Source organism: Erwinia sp. B116 (assembly GCF_002865965.1).
Taxonomy (GTDB): domain Bacteria; phylum Pseudomonadota; class Gammaproteobacteria; order Enterobacterales; family Enterobacteriaceae; genus Erwinia.
In genome coordinates this window covers 1-18,737 of sequence record NZ_JRZZ01000012.1, presented here as the reverse complement: position 1 = coordinate 18,737, position 18,737 = coordinate 1, and the positions used below count along the sequence as shown (strand labels likewise).

The window sequence follows — 18,737 nt, the reverse complement described above, 5'->3', positions numbered from 1 at the left end:
CGTGCTGAAGCGGCATCCCTCCCCGGAAGTGCCGCATCTCCCACTCAGCTAGACCCAGCCAAGCTTCGCCAGCATGGTCCTTGTGACCAGAACAATCCCCTCATCCGATCGGTGGAAGCGCCGGGCATCATCATCCGGATTCTCACCGATCACCGTCCCTTCAGGCAGTACGCAGGCGCGGTCAATCACACAGCGGCGCAGGCGGCAGGAACGTCCTACCACCACGTCCGGCAGTAATACCGACGACTCGATATTGCAGAAGGAGTTAATGCGAACGCGGGAGAACAGCACCGAGTTCACTACCACCGATCCGGAGATAATACAGCCCCCGGACACCAGCGAATTCATGGTCATACCGTGGCTGCCGGAGCGGTCCTGAACAAACTTCGCCGGCGGCAGCGGCTCTACATAGGTGCGGATCGGCCAGGCCTGGTCATACATATCCAGTTCCGGCGTGACGGACGCCAGGTCAAGATTGGCTTTCCAGTACGCCTCCAGCGTGCCCACATCGCGCCAGTAGGGTTCGCTCGCCTCGCCGTTTTGTACGCAGGAAACGCCGAACGAATGGGCGACGGCATCACCGCTGGCCACAATTTTAGGCAGCAGGTCCTTACCGAAATCGTGGTCGGACTCCGGCAGCCCCTGATCCTCTTCCAGCATGCTGTAAAGATAGTCGGCATCGAAAATATAGATACCCATACTGGCCAGCGCTTTGCTGCTGTCGTCCGGCATCGCCGGCGGATCGGCTGGTTTTTCAAGGAATTCCACCACCCGACTATTTTCGTCCACCTTCATAATGCCGAAGGCGCTGGCCTCGGCCAGCGGCACCGGCAGGCAGGCAATGGTGCAGCGGGCGTTGCTCTCGACGTGGTCGATCAGCATCCGCGAATAGTCCATCTTGTAAATGTGGTCGCCGGCCAGTATCACAATGTACTTCGCGCGGTAGCGGCGGATGATGTCGAGGTTCTGCGTCACCGCATCGGCGGTGCCGCGATACCAGTGATCGGTGGAGAGCCGCTGCTGCGCGGGCAGCAGATCGACAAACTCGTTCATCTCTTCGTTGAGGAACGACCAGCCGCGTTGGATGTGCTGCACCAGGGTATGCGACTGGTACTGGGTGATCACCGCGATACGCCGGATGCCGGAGTTAAGGCAGTTGGAGAGGGCGAAATCGATAATGCGGAACTTGCCGCCAAAGTGAACGGCAGGCTTGGCGCGCTTGGCGGTCAAATCTCTTAGCCGCGTACCGCGGCCCCCGGCAAGGATCAGCGCGACCGTCTGGGTGGGCAGTTGACGTGCCAGCATCAGCGGATCGTTTCGTTCTAATTTGACCATGTCTGACTCCCTTTATGATTGATGATGGAACACACACACGCCGTGCGCGCCCCCATGCCAGACCGTTGACACGATGGGATTATCTTCCCCGGCAAAAGGAGGAATGGCATACCAACGTCCTTCTGGCAGTACCTGGTCACACACCGATTCTGTTGCATTGATCGTTATCAGCCAGCGTTGCGAAAGGCGGATCTGCAGGCGGTGTTCACCCTGCTGCCACTGTTCATCCGCAAGCGGCTGCCCCTGGTCGTTCAGCCACTCCACATTGCCATCGCCGGGTTGCCACCAGCGGTCCTGCTGCAGCGCCGGAATTCTGCGGCGCAGATGGATTAGCGCAGCGGTAAAAGCAAACAGACCGTTATCGTGCCTGCGCCAGTCAAACCAGGTCAGCGGGTTATCCTGGCAGTAGGCGTTGTTATTACCGTGCTGGCTGTGGCCGCGCTCGTCGCCGGCCAGCAGCATCGGCGTTCCCTGTGACAGCAGCAGCGTGGTCAGCAGCGCATGCACGCTGCGGCGGCGATGCTCTGCCACCAGTAATGGCGCATTCAGCCCTTCAAAACCGTGATTGTGGCTGAAATTATTGTCACTGCCGTCCCGGTTGTCCTCACCGTTTGCTTCATTATGCTTACGACTGAAGCTCACCAGGTCACGCAGGGTAAAACCGTCATGGGCAGTGACCAGATTGATGCTGGCGGAAGGTAAACGGCCGTCACGCTGGAACAGATCGCTGGAGGCAGCAAAGCGGCGGGCGAACTCGCCGTTGGACAGCGATCCGTGCAGCCAGTAACGGCGCGCGGCATCACGGAAATGGTCGTTCCACTCGGCAAACGGCGGCGGGAAGTTACCAACCTGATAGCCCCCCGGGCCAATATCCCAGGGCTCGGCGATCAGCTTGCACTGTGACAGCAGCGGATCGGCGGCGATCGCCTGAAACAGCGGCGCATCCTGCCGATACTCCGGCGTGCGCCCCATCACCGTGCCCAGGTCAAAGCGGAAGCCGTCAATATGGCACTCTTCCACCCAGTTGCGCAGGCAGTCCAGTGCCCAGGCCATCACCTGCGGATGGCTGAGGTTCAGCGTATTGCCGCACCCGGTCCAGTTGCTGTTGTCGCCACCCGGCTCCAGCCAGTAGTAGCTGGCGTTATCCACGCCACGCTGCGAAAGCGTTGGCCCGCTCTGTTCCAGCTCGGCGGTATGGTTAAACACCACGTCGAGGATCACTTCGATCCCCGCCGCGTGCAGCGCCTTCACCGCCTGCTGAAACTCCTGCCGGGCGTCAGGCCCTGAGGCATAGCCGGGATGCAGAGCCGAGCAGGCCAGCGGGTTGTAGCCCCAGTAATTATCCAGCCCCATGCGCAGCAGGCGCGGCTCGCTGGCAAAACAGGCCACCGGCAACAGCTCCAGCGTGGTGATCCCCAGCCGGGTGAAGTAGTCGATCATCACCGGGTTGCCCAGCGCCGCATAGCTGCCGCGCAGCGGCTCCGGGATGTCCGGATGCAGCCGGGTCAGGCCGCGCACGTGGGCTTCAAAAATCACCGTACTGCCCCAGGGCACCCGCGGCGGCTGGTCATCTTCCCAGTCAAAATCATCCGCCAGCACCACGCCTTTCGGCGCAATGCTGCCGGTATCTGCCGGGTCGGGTGCCGCGTCACCGCTGTAAAAGCGTCGGTCGTCGCTGACTTCCCCCTCCACCGCGCGGGCGGCCGGGTCCAGCAACAGCTTAGCGGGGTTAAAACGCAGCCCCTGCTGCGGTGCCCAGCGCCCGTGTACGCGGTATCCGTAGCGCTGACCGGGGCGCAGCGCCGGGATAAAACCGTGCCAGATATCGCCGCTTCGTGCCGGTAAATCCACGCGCGTCTCAATCCCCTGCTCATCAAACAGGCACAGCTCGACGCGCTCAGCATGCTGAGAAAACAGGGTAAAGTTGATGCCTCTGCCGTTATAGCTGGCACCCAGCGGCTGCGGATCTCCCGGACGAATCGGCATCATGGCGTCAGGCCTCCCGCACCAGCCACAGCGTGGAGAGCGGCGGCAGCGTCAGGCTGAGCGAGTGGCTGCGCTGATGGCTGCCGATCTCGTCGGTGTGAATGCTGCCCAGATTGCCGTTGTTGCTGCCGTGGTAGTGGCCGGAATCGGTGTTCAGCACCTCGCGCCAGCTGCCCGCGCCGTTAACGCCGAAGCGATAGTCGTAGCGCGGTACCGGCGTAAAGTTGCTGGCCACGATCAGCTCATTGCCGTCGCGGTCGCGGCGTACAAAGACAAATACCGAGTTATCGAAGTCATCCACCACCAGCCACTCAAAGCCCGCCGGGTCAAAGTCGAGCTGGTGCAGCGCCGGGTGCGCCCGGTAGGTGTGGTTCAGGTCGCGCACCAGCCGCTGCACGCCGTTGTGCCAGTTATCCTCGCCCTCCAGCAGATGCCAGTCGAGGCTGCTGTCGTGGTTCCACTCGCGCCCCTGAGCAAATTCATTGCCCATAAACAGCAGCTTCTTGCCGGGGAAGCCAAACATCCAGCCATAGTAGGCGCGCAGGTTAGCGAACTTCTGCCACGCGTCCCCCGGCATGCGGTCGAGGATCGAGCGCTTACCGTGCACCACCTCATCATGCGACAGCGGCAGCACGAAGTTTTCGGTGTAGTTGTAGAGCATGCCAAAGGTCATCAGCTGGTGATGATGACGGCGATAGATCGGGTCGAGCTTCATGTAGTCGAGGGTGTCGTGCATCCAGCCGAGGTTCCATTTGAACCAGAACCCCAGCCCGCCGGTCTCCTGCGGTCGCGATACGCCGGGGAAGTCGGTTGACTCTTCGGCGAGGGTGATTGACCCCGGCGCGGCCTGCCCCAGCGTGCGGTTGGTGTAGCGCAGGAAGGAGATGGCTTCAAGATTCTCACGCCCGCCGTACCAGTTCGGCACCCACTCGCCCTCCGCGCGGCTGTAGTCGCGGTAGATCATTGACGCCACCGCATCCACGCGCAGACCGTCAATGCCGAAGCGCTCGATCCAGTACAGCGCGTTGCCCGCGAGGAAGTTGCTGACCTCGCGGCGGCCGTAGTTATAGATCAGCGTGTTCCAGTCCTGGTGGTAGCCCTCCTGCGGGTTACCGTGTTCATACAGCGCGGTGCCGTCAAACGTCGCCAGACCAAAGTCGTCCGACGGGAAGTGGCCCGGCACCCAGTCAAGCAGCACGTTCAGCCCGGCGTTATGCGCTGAGCGGATAAATTCACGGAATTCATCGCGGGTACCAAAGCGGCGGGTCGGCGCGTAGAGGCCCAGCGGCTGATACCCCCAGCTGCCGTCAAACGGATGCTCGTTAATTGGCAGCAGTTCAAGGTGGGTAAAGCCCATGTCACGGGCGTAAGGCACCAGCTGTTCGGTCAGCTCTTTGTAGCTGAGCCAGAAATTATCATCGGTATGACGCCGCCAGGAGCCGAGATGCACCTCATAGATTGAGATCGGCGCGTCAAAGCCGTTGGCGCGCTGCCGCTCCGGCGACAGGGTGGTTTTTTCCGGCAGGCCACAGATCATCGAGGCGGTCTGCGGGCGCATCTGCGCCTCAAAGGCATAAGGGTCCGCTTTCAGCTTCAGCTGGCCGTGAATATCGATGATTTCAAACTTATACAGCTGGCCCTGACGGGCGGCGGGCACAAACAGCTCCCAGATCCCCTGTTCGCGGCGCAGTCGCATCGGATGGCGGCGGCCATCCCAGTAGTTGAACTCGCCGACCACCGACACGCGCTGCGCGTTCGGTGCCCAGACGGCAAAACGGGTGCCGATCACCCCGTCGATCACGTCGGCGTGTGCGCCGAGGGTTTCATACGGCCGCAGATGGGTACCTTCGGCCAGCAACCAGCTGTCCATTTCCGCCAGCAGCGGACCGAAACGGTAGGCATCATCAATCAGATTCTGCTGGCCGTGCCAGGTAACCGCCAGCTGATAGCGAAAGGGATTTTTACGGCGCGGTATCACGGCACTGAAATAGCCGCGGCCGTCAATGCACTCCAGCTGGGCACATTTACGCCCGGTGCGGGTTTCGATCACCCACACTTCACTGGCATCCGGCAGCAGCGCACGGACCTCCAGACCGTTTTCAGTCTGATGCATCCCCAGTAGAGAAAAAGGGTCAGCAAAGTGACCTGAGAGTAAGGCGTTGATAACGCGTCGATCCACTAGCTCTGACATACTTTCTTCCCATGATGTTCGGCAGCCGATATGGCGGGCGACAGGCAACAAAGCCAACCCTATGCTGCTCTATTGAACCTAAGGTGCGCAGGGGAAAGGAACAATCCATAGTAAAAGCCCTGCGCACGACTGATAAATCAGAACGAGGAACCGGAGCATCTTGATTATCAGCATCTCCCAGCCGGCCCTGATAACACCTTACGGCAAGGGTAGCCCGGTTCGATGATGTTAAGCATAGCCAGTCTGTACCTAAAGCCAGCGGAGAAATCACAAATATCCTGCTTACCCTCAGAGGGTATTAGGTCTTTTGCCCCTGCTGCGCAGTTAAAAATGCTCAATTTAGATGACGGTATCGTGTCAAATAGCGTCGGGCACGGAAAAAAGCGTCACTACGATTGTTTTTTATATCAGACATTAACTGATTAATTTTGATACTGGAATCGATTAAAAAAGGATTAGGATGAAATCTTTTCATCTGCCTGCAGGGTTGCTAAGAGACAGTACTCACCGCCCCCTTTAAACGACTGAGCAGTCGGTCGGTCAGCCGATTGTCAGGGCTGTTCTTTCTTCTTACTACACCTAACGTGCGGGAAATATCCAGGTTAAGACCCGCCAGCCAGGTCAGCTTCCCGGATGCAAGTTCATTCTCCAGTCCCCGCCTTGGTAGCCAGGCAATCCCGCTACCGGCCAGCAATGCCTGCTTGATGGCTTCGGTCTGATTGAATTCGATAACACGTTGCATACGAATATTGCAACGCTCCGTCAGGTTAAGCGTCTGCTCACGGCATCCTGAGCCCTCTTCCCGCAGCAGCAGGCATTGTCGTTGCAGATCGGTAGCATCTAACCTGACCTGCTGACAAATCGGATTGGTGGCAGCGGTGACCGGGATCAGTTGGTCTGGGCTGAACGCCTCCCAGTGCAGGTCTGCAGAGGGTGGGGATCCCTCGATCAATCCCAGATCAAAACGCCGCTCTAGCATCCCCTGGCAAACCTGAGCGGTATTGCCAATAAACAGGGTGATATCAATATCAGGATAGCTATTTTTTAACTCCAGTATCAGCGGCGGCAGCAGGTAAAGGCCCGGCGTATTGCTGGCACCGATGGACAAATGTCCGGAGCGGGCATCCACAATTTCGCGCATCGCCATCTCTGCACTATCAGCAATGGCAAACAGATCCTCTGCATATTTTTTCAGAACATGACCTGCAGATGTCAGTTCCATTCCCCGTGGCAGGCGTTCAAATAATGCTATTCCTAAACGTCCCTCAAACATTTTAAGTTCGCTGGATAATGCAGACTGAGAGATATGCATATTTTTTGCAGTGGCTGACAGGCTGCCGCTAAAACAGACGTTCAGAAAAATATCGAGGTGATGAAGGTTCATAAAAATGAATACCTTGTATTGATTAATTGAAGTCGTAGCATCAGGCGTAACAGGCTACGATAGACATAGTGTTAAAACCATTACTAAAGTTCGCCACCGCACAAACCCGTCACCGTCCACAGGAAATTAATAATAAACAAAAGAGGTAAATTTATGCGTAAAGTTGTAACAACACTACTGGCTATTACTGTCACTGCCATCTCGTTTTCTTCCGTTTTTGCGGCGGAGAATAAGGACAATTTTTGGCAAACCCCGACCATCCATAATTATGGGAAAATACATTATTTACCCAATAGTGCTTTCAAGCCCGATCCCACCCAGCAATATCATATTGTTTTCGGCCTGACGGCAGCGGCAGACAAACCCGATAAGGTTAACCCCTCTCTCGACCACGTCGCACGTACGGTCAATCTGTACGTCGCTGCGGGGGTGCCGCTCAAAAATCTGCATATTGAAGCGGTGGTTTATTCTCATGCCACGCCGCTGGTACTGCGGGATGCGGAGTACCAAAAACAGTATGGCGTGGCGAATCCTAATTTGCCGTTGATTACGGAACTGGAAAAGGCCGGAATACATCTCAGCGTATGCGGGCAGGCGATAGCTGAACATCATTTTGACTACGGGTGGCTGGATAAACGCATAACGCTGGCACTCTCAGCGCTGACAACCATCACCGTTCTTGAGCACCAGGGATATACATTCATGATGCTGTAAACAGCATCCTGTAAAAAAGGAGACTGACTATGAACTTATGTCGCATTTTTTTCCTTACATTTATTTCTTTTTTAATCAGCGTGAATTGCCAGGCAGAGAATAACTTCACGCCACCCTGGCAGAACGGGAAAAACAATGATGCTATCGAACGCGGATTACAATTTACCGTTCCCGATGCTGACAACCTCGCAGATTTTCACGGCAACCCGCAAAACCCCGCACTTTCACTCTATGTCGGCGGTAATTACTTTTTTGCTATGGCACCGCTGGTTAAGGCATTTGAAGAGAAAAATCCTCAATATCAGGGAAAACTCTACTGGCAAACCCTGCCGCCCGGCCTGCTGATGCAGCAACTGAGCAACGGGGGCACCGTCACCGTGGGTAATATGACCTGGAACGTGCCGCCGGATGTTTATCTGGCCGGCCTGAAAAAAGTGCAGGAAGGCATAACGGCAGGGAAGCTTCAGGGTCCGGCCGTACCCTATGTCACCAATAATCTCACCATCATGGTGGCCAAAGATAACCCTGAAAACATCAGCGGCCTGCAGGATCTGGCAAAAGAGAACCTGATGCTCGCCATGCCAAATCCTGAATTCGAGGGAGTGGCACGCCAGATAAAAGCGTCCCTGCATAAGGCTGGCGGCGAGTCGTTGGTCGAAACGGTTTACCACGAGAAACAGACCAGGGGCACCACCACGCTGACCCATATTCACCATCGTCAGACGCCATTATGGATTATGCAGGGCAAGGCGGATGCCGGCGTCACCTGGCTGTCTGAAGCCCTGTTCCAGGAACAGGCTGGCCACCCCATCAGCCACGTGGTGATTCCTGAAGCGCAAAATACCCGCGCGGTCTATGCCGGTGCCATGGTGAAGAATGCCCGCCATGCTGACGCAGCGCAGGCCTGGCTTACGTTTATCCGTTCACCTGAAGCGCTGACGATCTTTGAGCGTTATGGCTTCGAACCCTGGAAAGGCTGAAATGCCGATGACCAAAAGGTGAAAAAATGACGCATGTTGTCCGTTCCCTGTGGGGACTGCTTTTACTGCTGGCAGGTCAGATGGCGCTGGCCAACGCAGGTGAAACACGCGGAGAGGATATCGCCATTAACGGTAGCGCAAGCGGTATTCCCGCCTGCTCCAGCTGCCACGGGATGCGGGGTGAAGGCAATGCCGCCGTGGGATTTCCACGGCTGGCGGGGCTGCCCGTGCCTTATCTTACCGGGCAGTTAACCGCGCTGGCTGATGGCTCAAGACGTAATGTAATGATGTCACCCGTGGCGAAATTACTGAGCGACCGTCAGCGGCAGGCGCTAGCGAACTATTATGCTGCGCTGCCGGGCGTTGCCAAAAAACGCGAGGATGGGGAGCGGTTCGCCACCGGGCACCTGCTGGCAACGGCAGGCTACCCGGCCAGGCAACTGCCCGCCTGTGACCGCTGCCACGGCCAGCAGGGGGCCGGGGTGGGTACGCAGTTTCCGGCGCTGGCGGGCCAGTCGGAGGTGTATCTGGAAAATCAGCTTACGGCCTGGCAAAACGGCGAACGGCCGCCGGGCCCACTAAACCTGATGCCCGGCATCACCAGCAGGCTGACGCAGGATCAAATCAAACAGGTTGCAGGCTATTACTCCCGCCTGCCTCTTCCTCCCCTCTCCTCTGAATCGCAAGGAGTCGCACCATGAACAGAACCGGCTCAGCCGTTGCGATTGTCGGCGTTCTGATCGTCGCTGGTGGGACGATTATGCTGGCATCCTGGCAGCAGCAGTCTGCACCCGCGGCGAAAACCGCTGCCGCTAAGCAACCGGAGGGAAAAGCGGTAACAGCGGATCAGGGCTTCAACCAGGCCCCGCTGCCGGACAGTGAGTTTGGCAAGGTGGCCGCGACCGGCAAGCTGATTTTTGACAATCCGGCCCGTTATGCCGCGAACTATGTCGGTAATTCTCTGACCTGCAGCAACTGCCACCTTGAAAGCGGCACCAAAGCCGGCTCGGCCCCCCTGTGGGCGGCCTGGATGGCCTATCCCGCCTACCGTTCCAAGAACCACCACGTTAACAGCTTCCAGGAGCGCCTGCAGGGCTGCTTCCGCTTCAGCATGAATGGCAAAGCGCCACCGCTGGGCAGTCCTGAACTGGTGGCGCTGGAAAGCTATGCCTGGTGGCTGGCAAAAGGCCAGGCGCTGGATCCGAATGCTCCCGGGCGCGGTTTTACCAGACTGGCTAAACCCGCCCTGCCCGCAGATTACGCGCGTGGTGAGCAGGTTTATACCCAGCGCTGTGCCTTGTGCCATGCGCAGGACGGTTCCGGCCAGCAGGATAACCGCGGCAATATGACCTTCCCGGCGCTGTGGGGCGAGAAGTCGTTTAACTGGGGTGCCGGTATGGGCAGCATCAAAAACGCAGCGGCCTTTATCCGTGCCAATATGCCCTACAGTCAGGGCAACACCCTTACCACTCAGCAGGCCTGGGATGTAGCGCTGTTTATGGATAGCCAGGATCGGCCCCAGGATCCGCGATTTACCGGCTCTGTCGCGGAAACGCGTGAGAAGTATCACCACTCGGCCAGTTCAATGTATGGAAAAGAGGTCAACGGCTCGGTGCTGGGCAGTGCATCACCGCCGCCAGGTGGCCGTCTGAATAACAAGGACGATAAACATTAATGAACGCTTTAATAACGGCTGAGGGGGAACATTCCCCTCGCTGCGCTGTTTCAACGGCACTGACCCGCGCACATGGGTATGCTGCGCTGGCCACGCTGGTCATTTCCGGGCTGTGTGGCCTGGTGGTGGCACTTAAGTTTGTCCTGCCGGACTTTCTGACGAATACGCCATCGGCAACCTGGGGTCTGCTGCGCTACGACCATACGCAGGGGATTATGTTTGGCTGGCTGGGCAACGGCTTTCTTGCCTTTCTCTATTTCGCCACGCCGCGTCTGGCCGGTCGTGACGTTTTCAGTGCCCGGCTTGGCTGGGCGCTGTTTATCCTGTGGAACGTCGGCCAGGTGCTGCCCGGCTGGATTCTGATTGAGGCAAATCTGCCGCAGCGTCTGCTGGCGATCAAACCGCTGGAGTGGACCGAATTCCCGCTGGCGATCAACGCCGTGACCGAGCTGTGCCTGATGCTGATGGTGGTGCAGTTCTTATGGCCGCTGATCGTCGGGCCTGAACGCCACCGCCTCTATATTTCGGCCTGGTATATTCTTGGCGGCGCAGTGTTCAGCGCGCTGGCGTTTCCGATGGGCAGCCTGGTGCCGGAATTTACCCCGGGAGCCGTAGGTGCCGCCTTTAGCGGCCTGTGGATACATGACGCGGTCGGGCTGCTGGTCACCCCTTTTATCCTGGCGATGGCCTACTACGTGATCCCGGCGACCACCGGTAAACCGATTTACAGCCACTTTATCTCCATGCTCGGGTTCTGGATCCTGTTCTTTGTTTATCCGCTGAACGGCACCCACCATTACGTCTACTCCGCCATCCCGATGGACACCCAGAAAGCGGCCATCGCCGCCTCGCTGCTGCTGGGCTGCGACGTCATCATGGTGGTGTATAACCTGCTGCGATCGCTGGACGGTAGCTGGAAGCTGGCGCGTCAGAACGTGGCGTTGCGCTTCATCTGGGTGGGCGTGGTGTTCTACCTGGTGGTCAGCGTACAGGGGGCGCTGCAGGCGCTGATGCCGGTACAACGCACGATTCACTTTACCGACTGGGTGATTGGTCATTCGCACTTAGCCATGCTGGGCTTTGCCAGCTTTATCGCCACCGGCACCCTGCTGCATATCTGGCAAAACCTGACGGGATTGCGCTACCACCCCCGCCACGCTAACCGGGCATTCTGGCTGATCTTTGGCGGGCTGATGCTGATGGTGGTCGATCTGTCGGTTATCGGCATTATTCAGGGCAGGATGTGGGCGACCACACAACCGTGGATGGACTCGGTAAGGATGTCGATGCCCTGGTGGTGGATCCGCGCGATCTCCGGCCTGCCGATCCTGCTGGGCTTTGGTTTTCTGATTGCGGCAATGGCAGGCAAACCGACTGAAGACAATGCCAGGGAGGCACGATGAACAAGCGTGATTCAGGCGGGTTATTCTCGTTTTCGCTGGCGGTGATGTTTATCGCCGGGGTGGTATTTTTCTGTCTGTCGGTGATCGTCCTCGGCGTACTGCCCGGAATGCGGCTGGACAAATCGATCGTGCAGAATTCGCCGGTCAGCAACGTGCCTTATACCGGCGAGGAGTGGCGCGGGCGGCAGATCTATGCCGCGCAGGGCTGCGCTTACTGCCACACTCAGCAGGTACGCTTTACGCCGGAAGACCGGCGGCGCTTTGGCCCGTCAACCGAAGCCTGGGAAACCCGCTATGACTCACCGCAGCTGTGGGGCACCCGCCGTATCGGCCCCGACCTGGCGCGGGAAAGCGGCGTGCGCAGCGACGACTGGCAGTACGCCCATCTGTACAACCCGCGGGCGGTGGTCTCCGGTTCGGTGATGCCGGCTTATCCGTGGATGTTTGACGGCAGCGCGGCGCGGCCGGGCAACGACGCGCGTGCGCTGGTGGCGTATCTGCGCACGCTGGGTCGTGCGCGGGATGAGCAGGAGAAGGCGCAAACCGCAGAGGCCGGGCAGCGCTATGCCAATCCGTCACGCCCGATCCCGGCAGTATCCGGCAGCGTACAGGCCGGTCTGCCGCTTCCGCCGGGTAATGCCCACAACGGACAGCGGGTCTGGAGCCATTACTGCAGCGCCTGCCACGGCGGCGAGGCCGACGGTCAGACGCTGGCAGCGGCAAGCCTGCGCCCGGCACCGGCGAATCTCACTGCCTTTAACTATGATCCACAGGCCTTTGCCGCGATCCTGCATAACGGCGTGGCAGGCAGCGCGATGCCCGCCTGGCGCGACCTGTCGCCGCAGCAGGTAGCCGATGTTTACGCCTGGCTCCGCGACAGGAAACAGCAGAAGGCGACGGTTTCGGCATCACCGCTGCTTGCTGCCAGCATTGCGCAGGGAGCGACGCTGTATGCCGAAAACTGTACCACCTGCCACGGGATCAATGGCGATGGCAAAGGCCCGTCGGCAGCGCTGTACGCGCCGGCACCGTTTAATTTCCTGCATCTGCAGCCGGATATGGCCGAAATTGACCGGGTAGTGAGAAACGGTATACCCGGTAGCGCCATGCCGCCTTTTCCGCAGTTTAGTGCTGAACAGCGTGCCGACCTTGCCCGTTATATCCGCTCTCTGCATACGTCAGAGCAGCCATCCACCGTGCAACGCTAATTCAGGAGAAACTGATGTTAACTGTTGTGGTACTGGTTATGTCCGTGTTTCTGGTGATTTCACTGCTGTTCTGGCTGTGCTCACCGGGCTGGCGGCAACGAATTGAAGAACCGAAATATCGTTTTCTGGGGCAACAACAACCGGAGAGTAAAAAGCGACAGGAGGCGAAGCGAAGGCATAACGAACGGGATGACTGAGGATCGCTGCCCCCGCCAGCAGGCGGAGGCAGCCTGGGATTAATCCACCAGTAAACGCAGCATACGGCGCAGCGGTTCAGCGGCACCCCACAGCAGCTGATCGCCAACGGTAAAGGCCGAGAGATACTCCGGCCCCATGTTCAGCTTGCGCAGGCGGCCAACCGGGGTGCTCAGGGTACCGGTTACGGCGGCCGGCGTCAGCTCACGCATGGTGATTTCACGGTCGTTAGGGATCACTTTCACCCAGTCGTTATGAGACGCCAGCAGCTGCTCGATCTCGGCCAGCGGCACGTCTTTTTTCAGCTTCAGGGTAAACGCCTGGCTGTGGCAGCGCAGCGCACCAACGCGCACGCACAGGCCATCAACCGGGATCAGGCCAGCAGGACGCAGGATCTTGTTCGTTTCTGCCTGCCCCTTCCACTCTTCACGGCTCTGCCCGTTTTCCAGCTGCTTGTCGATCCACGGGATCAGGCTGCCGGCCAGCGGCACGCCAAAGTTGTCCACCGGCAACGCGCCCGCGCGGCTCAGTTCAGTGACCTTACGCTCGATGTCGAGGATCGCAGAAGCCGGATTGTTCAGTTCCGCCGCCACGTGGCCGTGCAGCTGGCCCATCTGCGCCAGCAGCTCACGCATATGGCGTGCGCCGCCGCCGGAGGCCGCCTGATAAGTAGCAACGGACGCCCACTCGACCAGATTATTCGCAAACAGGCCGCCCAGTGACATCAGCATCAGGCTGACGGTACAGTTACCGCCAACGAAGGTTTTAATGCCGTTGTTCAGCCCGTCCTGAATCACCTGATGGTTGACCGGATCGAGGATAATGATCGCATCCTCTTCCATGCGCAGCGTAGAGGCGGCATCGATCCAGTAGCCCTGCCAGCCGGCAGCGCGCAGTTTAGGATAAACGTCGCTGGTGTAGTCGCCGCCCTGGCAGGTGATAATAATATCCAGCGCCTTGAGCGCCTCGATATCAAACGCATCCTGCAGCGTACCGGCAGACTGGCCGCCGAACGCCGGCGCGGCCTGGCCATGCTGCGAGGTGGAGAAAAATACCGGGCGCACCGCATCAAAATCGCGCTCTTCGCTCATGCGCTGCATCAGCACCGAGCCCACCATGCCACGCCAACCTACTAAACCAACAGATTTCATTTTGCACCTGCTTCAGGCTACCTGACTGCGACAGAAACGCCTGATAAGAGTTGAAGAAAAAGAGTCAGGCTAAACCTTACAATGTGCAGCCAAAGTGGCAAGTGAATTAAATCGATTAGGTGAATATTTTTAGCAGAGTTGCTTATAACGGGCAGAAAAAGCGGCGATTTTGCGAGGAAAGCGCATGTAAACGTCCTCCGGAGCGGGAGGAGATTCCCGCCCCGGAAGCGATCGGCCGGGCGTTATGACAGCAGTTCGAAGGCGATCATCCCGGTCACCGCGCCGACGGTGCCCAGAATGGTCTCCATCAGCGTCCAGGTTTTCAGCGTCTGCGCCTCGGTGGCACCGGTAAAGCGGCCAAACAGCCAGAAACCGGCATCGTTGACGTGGCTGATGATAATCGAGCCGCCGGCGATACAGATCGACAGCGCGGCCATCTGCGCGCCGGAGTAATGCAGCGGCTCAATCACCGGCATAATCAGCCCGACGGTGGTCAGGCAGGCGACGACCGCCGAGCCCTGAATCACGCGAATCGCTCCGGCCAGCACAAAGCAGGCCACCGCTACCGGCATCCCGGCACCGGTCAGCGCATTGCCCAGCGCCGGGCCAACGCCGGAGTCGACCAGCACCTGTTTAAACACGCCGCCCGCGCCGATCACCAGCAGGATTATCCCGGCGGGCTGCAGCGCCGCGCCGCAAATCTGCATCACCCGCTCTTTATCCATGCCCTGGCGGTAGGCCAGGCCATAGATCGCCACCAGACAGGCCAGCAGAATGGCGGTAAACGGATGGCCGATAAACTCCAGCCACTCATACAGGCGGGAACCGGGTTCGGTAAAGCGCGCGCCGATGGTTTTCAGCCCGACCAGCAGCAGCGGGAACAGGATCAGCGCCAGGCTGAAGCCAAATGACGGCAGCTTGCTTTCGTCAAACTCCGGGTGTTCGCTCTCCTCCGGCGGCGTGAACTGCACGTGGCGGCTGATAAAGCGGCCAAACAGCGGCCCGGCAATCAGCATTCCCGGAATGGCCGCGCACAGCCCCAGCAGGATCATCCAGCCAAAGTCGGCGTGCATCTGCGAGGCCAGCAGCATCGGGGCCGGGCCAGGCAGCAGGAACGCGGCCGCGGCCGCGACGCCGGCAAACAGCGGGATCACCAGCTTCACCAGGTTATCGCCGGTGCGGCGGGCCACGGCGAAGGCGATGCTGATCAGCAGCACCACCGCCACTTCAAAAAACAGCGGCAGCGCGCAGATCAGACCGGCAATGCCCATCGCATAGTGCGCGCGGCTTTCGCCAAAGGTTTTCAGCATGCGGATGGCGATCTGATCCACCGCGCCGGTTTCATGCAGGATTTTGCCAAACATCGCCCCCAGGGCAACGACAATGGCGAGGAAGCCGAGGGTGCCGCCCATGCCTTTCTGCATGGTGTCGGCAATTTTATCCAGCGGCATGCCGGAGAACAGGCCGGCTCCGACCGAGACCAGCATCAGCGCCACAAAGGCGTGCATGCGGGCTTTCATCACTAAAAACAGCAGCAGTAACACCGACCCTGCTGCCGTTAACACCAGTGTTGCAGTACTCATTACATCCTACTTATTGTTGTTGATCGCGCCGTCAATGGTCTTCAGGGTGGCGGCAATCACCTCTTCCAGCGACTGATTAATATCGACGACCAGCACGTCCTGCTCATCCCGGCCCGGCTCTTCCAGCGTGGCGAACTGGGTGACCAGCATCTGCGGCTTAAAGAAGTGGCCTTTGCGCGCGCGCAGACGTGACTCAATGGTGTCGAAATCGCCCTTCAGATAGACAAAGGAGAGGTTCTGGTTGCCGTCGCGCAGGATATCGCGGTAGTGCTTTTTCAGCGCCGAACAGACGATCAGCGACACGTCGTTGGTGCGCTGCATGGCGAAAGCGGCATCGTTAATCGCCTGCAGCCACGGCTTACGGTCGTCGTCATTCAGCGGGTGCCCCTGCGACATCTTTTCGATATTGGCGCGCGGATGCAGAAAATCGCCGTCAAGAAAGGCGGCTTTCAGCTCATGGGCGACGGCGTTGGCCACGGCGGATTTGCCGCTGCCGGAGACGCCCATCAGCACAAACACGTGATTGGCGACGGAAGCTGTTGTCATGGTAGTCACTCCGTTTATCGGGTACAGGTGGAAGAGTTAGGTTTGTTATCGGTAACTTGTTATCGGTAACATTGTCTGGCGGTGTAAGAAGTATGGCAACAGCTGGCGCGTAAAAAGCTGGTAATTGTGAGGAGGTTCAAAAAATGGAGAGAATTAACCGGCAAGGGGCACGAAGGGATAACTTAGGGTGCTGCCAGGTGCAAACCGCTCATAAGCAGCCGGCAGTCTGTTAGAGGTTTGCCGCTGTCAGCAGCCACAGACCGGACAATCTGACCGAACGTTAACCTACTTTATCCCGTCCCGGCGGCCCGGTTCGTCAGCCACTCCAGGTCAGATACTGCCACCCGCTGAAATGGTAAAGCCGACATCAACAGGCTTATCACTTACGGCTTCGCCGGCAATACGCGCCAGCAGCAGCCGGGCGGCCTCCTGCCCCATCCGCTCACGCGGCGTCTGCACCGTCGCCAGCGGCGGATTGATCGCCTGGGCGATATCGTGGCCGTGGAAGCCGGCGATCGCCATCTGTTCTGGCACCTTAAGCCCCTGACGCTGGCACTCAAACAGCGCGCCCACCGCCAGGTCATCGTTGGTACAGAACAGACTATCCACCTGCGGATAGCGCCGCTGTGCTTCGCACATCAGCATCGCCCCGGCAGAGAACGAGGAGGCCGCTTCCATCATCACCGTCATTGGCTCCAGCCCGGCTTCCTGCATAGCCTGCCGGTAGCCCTGTTCTTTCAGCAGCGTGCGCTCGTCCAGCCGCGCGCCGAGATAAACCGGATGGCGGTGGCCCTTATCGAGGATCGCCCGCGTCATCTGCCGTGCCGCCTCGACGTTATCAAAACCGACCGCCATATCCAGGCACGGCGATACCGAGTCCATCATCTCGATCACCGGGATACCGGCGGTTTCAATCATCCGCAGGCTGGCGGCGGTGTGGGTGCGTTCGGTGAGGATCAGGCCGTCGATGTTCCAGCCCAGCAGCGAGCGCAGCTGCAGCTCCTCCTTCTCCGGGCTGTAGCCGAAGTGGCCCAGCAGGGTCTGATAGCCCGCCGCATCGGTAACGGTCTCGATGCCGCGCAGCACGTCGGCAAACACCTGGTTGGTCAGCGAGGGCAGCAGCACGCCGATCGCCCGGCTGGTGGCGTTGGAGAGCATATCCGGCGCGCGGTTAGGGATGTAGCCCAGCTCGTCCAGCGCCGCCGCGATCTTGTCACGCAGCGCGGCAGAGACCTGATCGGGGTTGCGCAGGTAGCGGCTAACGGTCATTTTGGTGATACCGATGCGATCGGCAACATCCTGTAGTACCGGTCTTTTTTTCTTCATCAGGCCCAACGGCGGTTACGGAAATATGCCGCTGAGTGTATCAAAGACCGTTACAAAAAGAGAAAGGGCGCGGTAAACCGCGCCCAAAGTGTGATGGAGTTAACGTTGCGGCCCGCCTCCCGACCTGACGGATGGCGGCCATACCCGGGAGAATCCTGGCGGATGGCGTGCCGGTCTGACTGCGATAATCCGGCCGACACGCCATTTAACGCCATATAATCACACCGGCGGCAGATCAAAGATCAACACTTCCGCATCGCTGCTGGCGGTAATCGCCACGGTTTTTTCGTCCCAGATGGCGAAGGCATCACTGGTACCGGCGCTTTCACCGTTAACGGTAACGTCACCTTTTACCACCTGGATCCAGATGCGGCGGGTGTCGGCCACGTCAAACTGCCCCTCTTCACCGGCTTTCAGCGCCCAGCGCGACAGCGTCATATCCTGGAACACCTTCAGCGAACCGTCACGGGCGTCCGGCGACAGCACCAGCTGGCGGCCCTGCACGTCGTCGAAGCGGCGCTGTGCGTAACGCGGCTCGATGCCGGTTTTCTCCGGAATGATCCAGATCTGGTACAGGTGCAGCGGCACCTCTTTGCTGGCGTTGTACTCAGAGTGACGCACGCCGGTACCGGCGCTCATAATCTGGAACTCACCCGCCGGGATCTGCTCCTTGTTGCCCATGCTGTCCTGGTGCTCTACGGTGCCGGAAAGCACGTAGGTCAGGATTTCCATGTCTTTGTGCGGATGGGTGCCGAAGCCCTGGCCCGCGTCGATCACGTCTTCGTTAATCACCCGCAGCGCCGAGAAGCCCATAAAGTTGGCGTCGTAGTAGTTAGCGAAAGAAAAGGTGTGGTAGCTGTCCAGCCAGCCATGGTTAGCGTGACCGCGATCTTGTGCTTTGCGTAAGAAAATCATATTCAGTTCTCCTCAATGTTTAGACGTAGTCTGAACCTGATTCACCGCCGTTGATAGCGGACAAAATTGTCTCCTATGACGGCAAAATTCAGATCATTCAGCCGCTGGACGTCACCATCCAGGACGGCGAGTTTATGGTGATGGT

16 protein-coding genes are annotated in these 18,737 nt (G+C 58.9%); 7 read left to right on the top strand and 9 right to left on the bottom strand.

What is annotated here, in order from left to right:
• Nucleotides 1-48 precede the first annotated feature (48 nt).
• The 4 genes from glgC to NV64_RS10760 form a co-directional block, all read right to left on the bottom strand.
• Entirely contained in the window at nucleotides 49-1,335 is a 1,287-nt protein-coding gene (glgC, locus tag NV64_RS10775; RefSeq protein WP_101505896.1) for a glucose-1-phosphate adenylyltransferase, read from the bottom strand.
• Between the two features lie 12 nt (nucleotides 1,336-1,347).
• A complete protein-coding gene (gene glgX, locus NV64_RS10770; protein WP_101505895.1) occupies nucleotides 1,348-3,324 on the bottom strand; it encodes a glycogen debranching protein GlgX in 1,977 nt (658 codons plus the stop codon).
• A 4-nt stretch (nucleotides 3,325-3,328) separates the two neighbouring features.
• The gene (glgB, locus tag NV64_RS10765) at nucleotides 3,329-5,512 is read right to left on the bottom strand and encodes a 1,4-alpha-glucan branching enzyme (protein ID WP_101505894.1); all 2,184 of its coding nucleotides are present in this window, start codon (nucleotides 5,510-5,512) and stop codon (nucleotides 3,329-3,331) included.
• A 490-nt stretch (nucleotides 5,513-6,002) separates the two neighbouring features.
• Nucleotides 6,003-6,896, bottom strand: coding sequence for a LysR family transcriptional regulator (locus NV64_RS10760; protein WP_101505893.1), 894 nt, complete (start codon nucleotides 6,894-6,896; stop codon nucleotides 6,003-6,005).
• Nucleotides 6,897-7,049: 153 nt separating this feature from the next.
• Here NV64_RS10760 and NV64_RS10755 point away from each other — a divergent pair, with 153 nt between their 5' ends.
• From NV64_RS10755 to NV64_RS10725, 7 genes are read left to right on the top strand one after another with little or no spacing between them, the layout of a single operon-like run.
• On the top strand, nucleotides 7,050-7,610 hold the full coding sequence (locus NV64_RS10755) for a DsrE family protein (RefSeq protein WP_101505892.1): 561 nt from the start codon (nucleotides 7,050-7,052) through the stop codon (nucleotides 7,608-7,610).
• 29 nt (nucleotides 7,611-7,639) lie between these two features.
• On the top strand, nucleotides 7,640-8,590 hold the full coding sequence (locus tag NV64_RS10750) for a substrate-binding domain-containing protein (RefSeq protein ID WP_056232596.1): 951 nt from the start codon (nucleotides 7,640-7,642) through the stop codon (nucleotides 8,588-8,590).
• 26 nt (nucleotides 8,591-8,616) lie between these two features.
• Complete coding sequence (locus NV64_RS10745) at nucleotides 8,617-9,291, top strand: c-type cytochrome (RefSeq protein WP_056232598.1); 675 nt, start codon at nucleotides 8,617-8,619, stop codon at nucleotides 9,289-9,291.
• Entirely contained in the window at nucleotides 9,288-10,265 is a 978-nt protein-coding gene (locus NV64_RS10740) for a c-type cytochrome (protein WP_056232600.1), read from the top strand. The genes NV64_RS10745 and NV64_RS10740 overlap by 4 nt, the downstream gene beginning before the upstream one ends.
• Nucleotides 10,265-11,668, top strand: a complete 1,404-nt coding sequence (locus tag NV64_RS10735) for a cbb3-type cytochrome c oxidase subunit I (protein WP_101505891.1) — start codon at nucleotides 10,265-10,267, stop codon at nucleotides 11,666-11,668. The genes NV64_RS10740 and NV64_RS10735 overlap by 1 nt, the downstream gene beginning before the upstream one ends.
• Nucleotides 11,665-12,876, top strand: coding sequence for a cbb3-type cytochrome c oxidase subunit II (locus NV64_RS10730; RefSeq protein ID WP_101505890.1), 1,212 nt, complete (start codon nucleotides 11,665-11,667; stop codon nucleotides 12,874-12,876). The genes NV64_RS10735 and NV64_RS10730 overlap by 4 nt, the downstream gene beginning before the upstream one ends.
• Nucleotides 12,877-12,890: 14 nt before the next feature.
• Entirely contained in the window at nucleotides 12,891-13,073 is a 183-nt protein-coding gene (locus NV64_RS10725; RefSeq protein WP_056232606.1) for a hypothetical protein, read from the top strand.
• A 39-nt stretch (nucleotides 13,074-13,112) separates the two neighbouring features.
• On the opposite strand, the gene asd is transcribed toward NV64_RS10725, so the two are convergent.
• The 5 genes from asd to NV64_RS10700 all read right to left on the bottom strand — a co-directional run bounded on the left by asd (nucleotide 13,113) and on the right by NV64_RS10700 (nucleotide 18,592).
• Nucleotides 13,113-14,222 (bottom strand): aspartate-semialdehyde dehydrogenase, encoded by a 1,110-nt coding sequence (gene asd, locus NV64_RS10720; protein ID WP_056232608.1) that lies wholly within the window; start codon nucleotides 14,220-14,222, stop codon nucleotides 13,113-13,115.
• A gap of 242 nt (nucleotides 14,223-14,464) precedes the next feature.
• The gene (gntU, locus tag NV64_RS10715) at nucleotides 14,465-15,805 is read right to left on the bottom strand and encodes a gluconate transporter (RefSeq protein WP_056232610.1); all 1,341 of its coding nucleotides are present in this window, start codon (nucleotides 15,803-15,805) and stop codon (nucleotides 14,465-14,467) included.
• Between the two features lie 6 nt (nucleotides 15,806-15,811).
• Entirely contained in the window at nucleotides 15,812-16,351 is a 540-nt protein-coding gene (gene gntK / locus NV64_RS10710; RefSeq protein ID WP_056232613.1) for a gluconokinase, read from the bottom strand.
• Between the two features lie 330 nt (nucleotides 16,352-16,681).
• The gene (gene gntR, locus NV64_RS10705) at nucleotides 16,682-17,677 is read right to left on the bottom strand and encodes a gluconate operon transcriptional repressor GntR (protein ID WP_056232615.1); all 996 of its coding nucleotides are present in this window, start codon (nucleotides 17,675-17,677) and stop codon (nucleotides 16,682-16,684) included.
• Between the two features lie 219 nt (nucleotides 17,678-17,896).
• A complete protein-coding gene (locus tag NV64_RS10700; protein ID WP_056232617.1) occupies nucleotides 17,897-18,592 on the bottom strand; it encodes a pirin family protein in 696 nt (231 codons plus the stop codon).
• Nucleotides 18,593-18,737 lie beyond the last annotated feature (145 nt).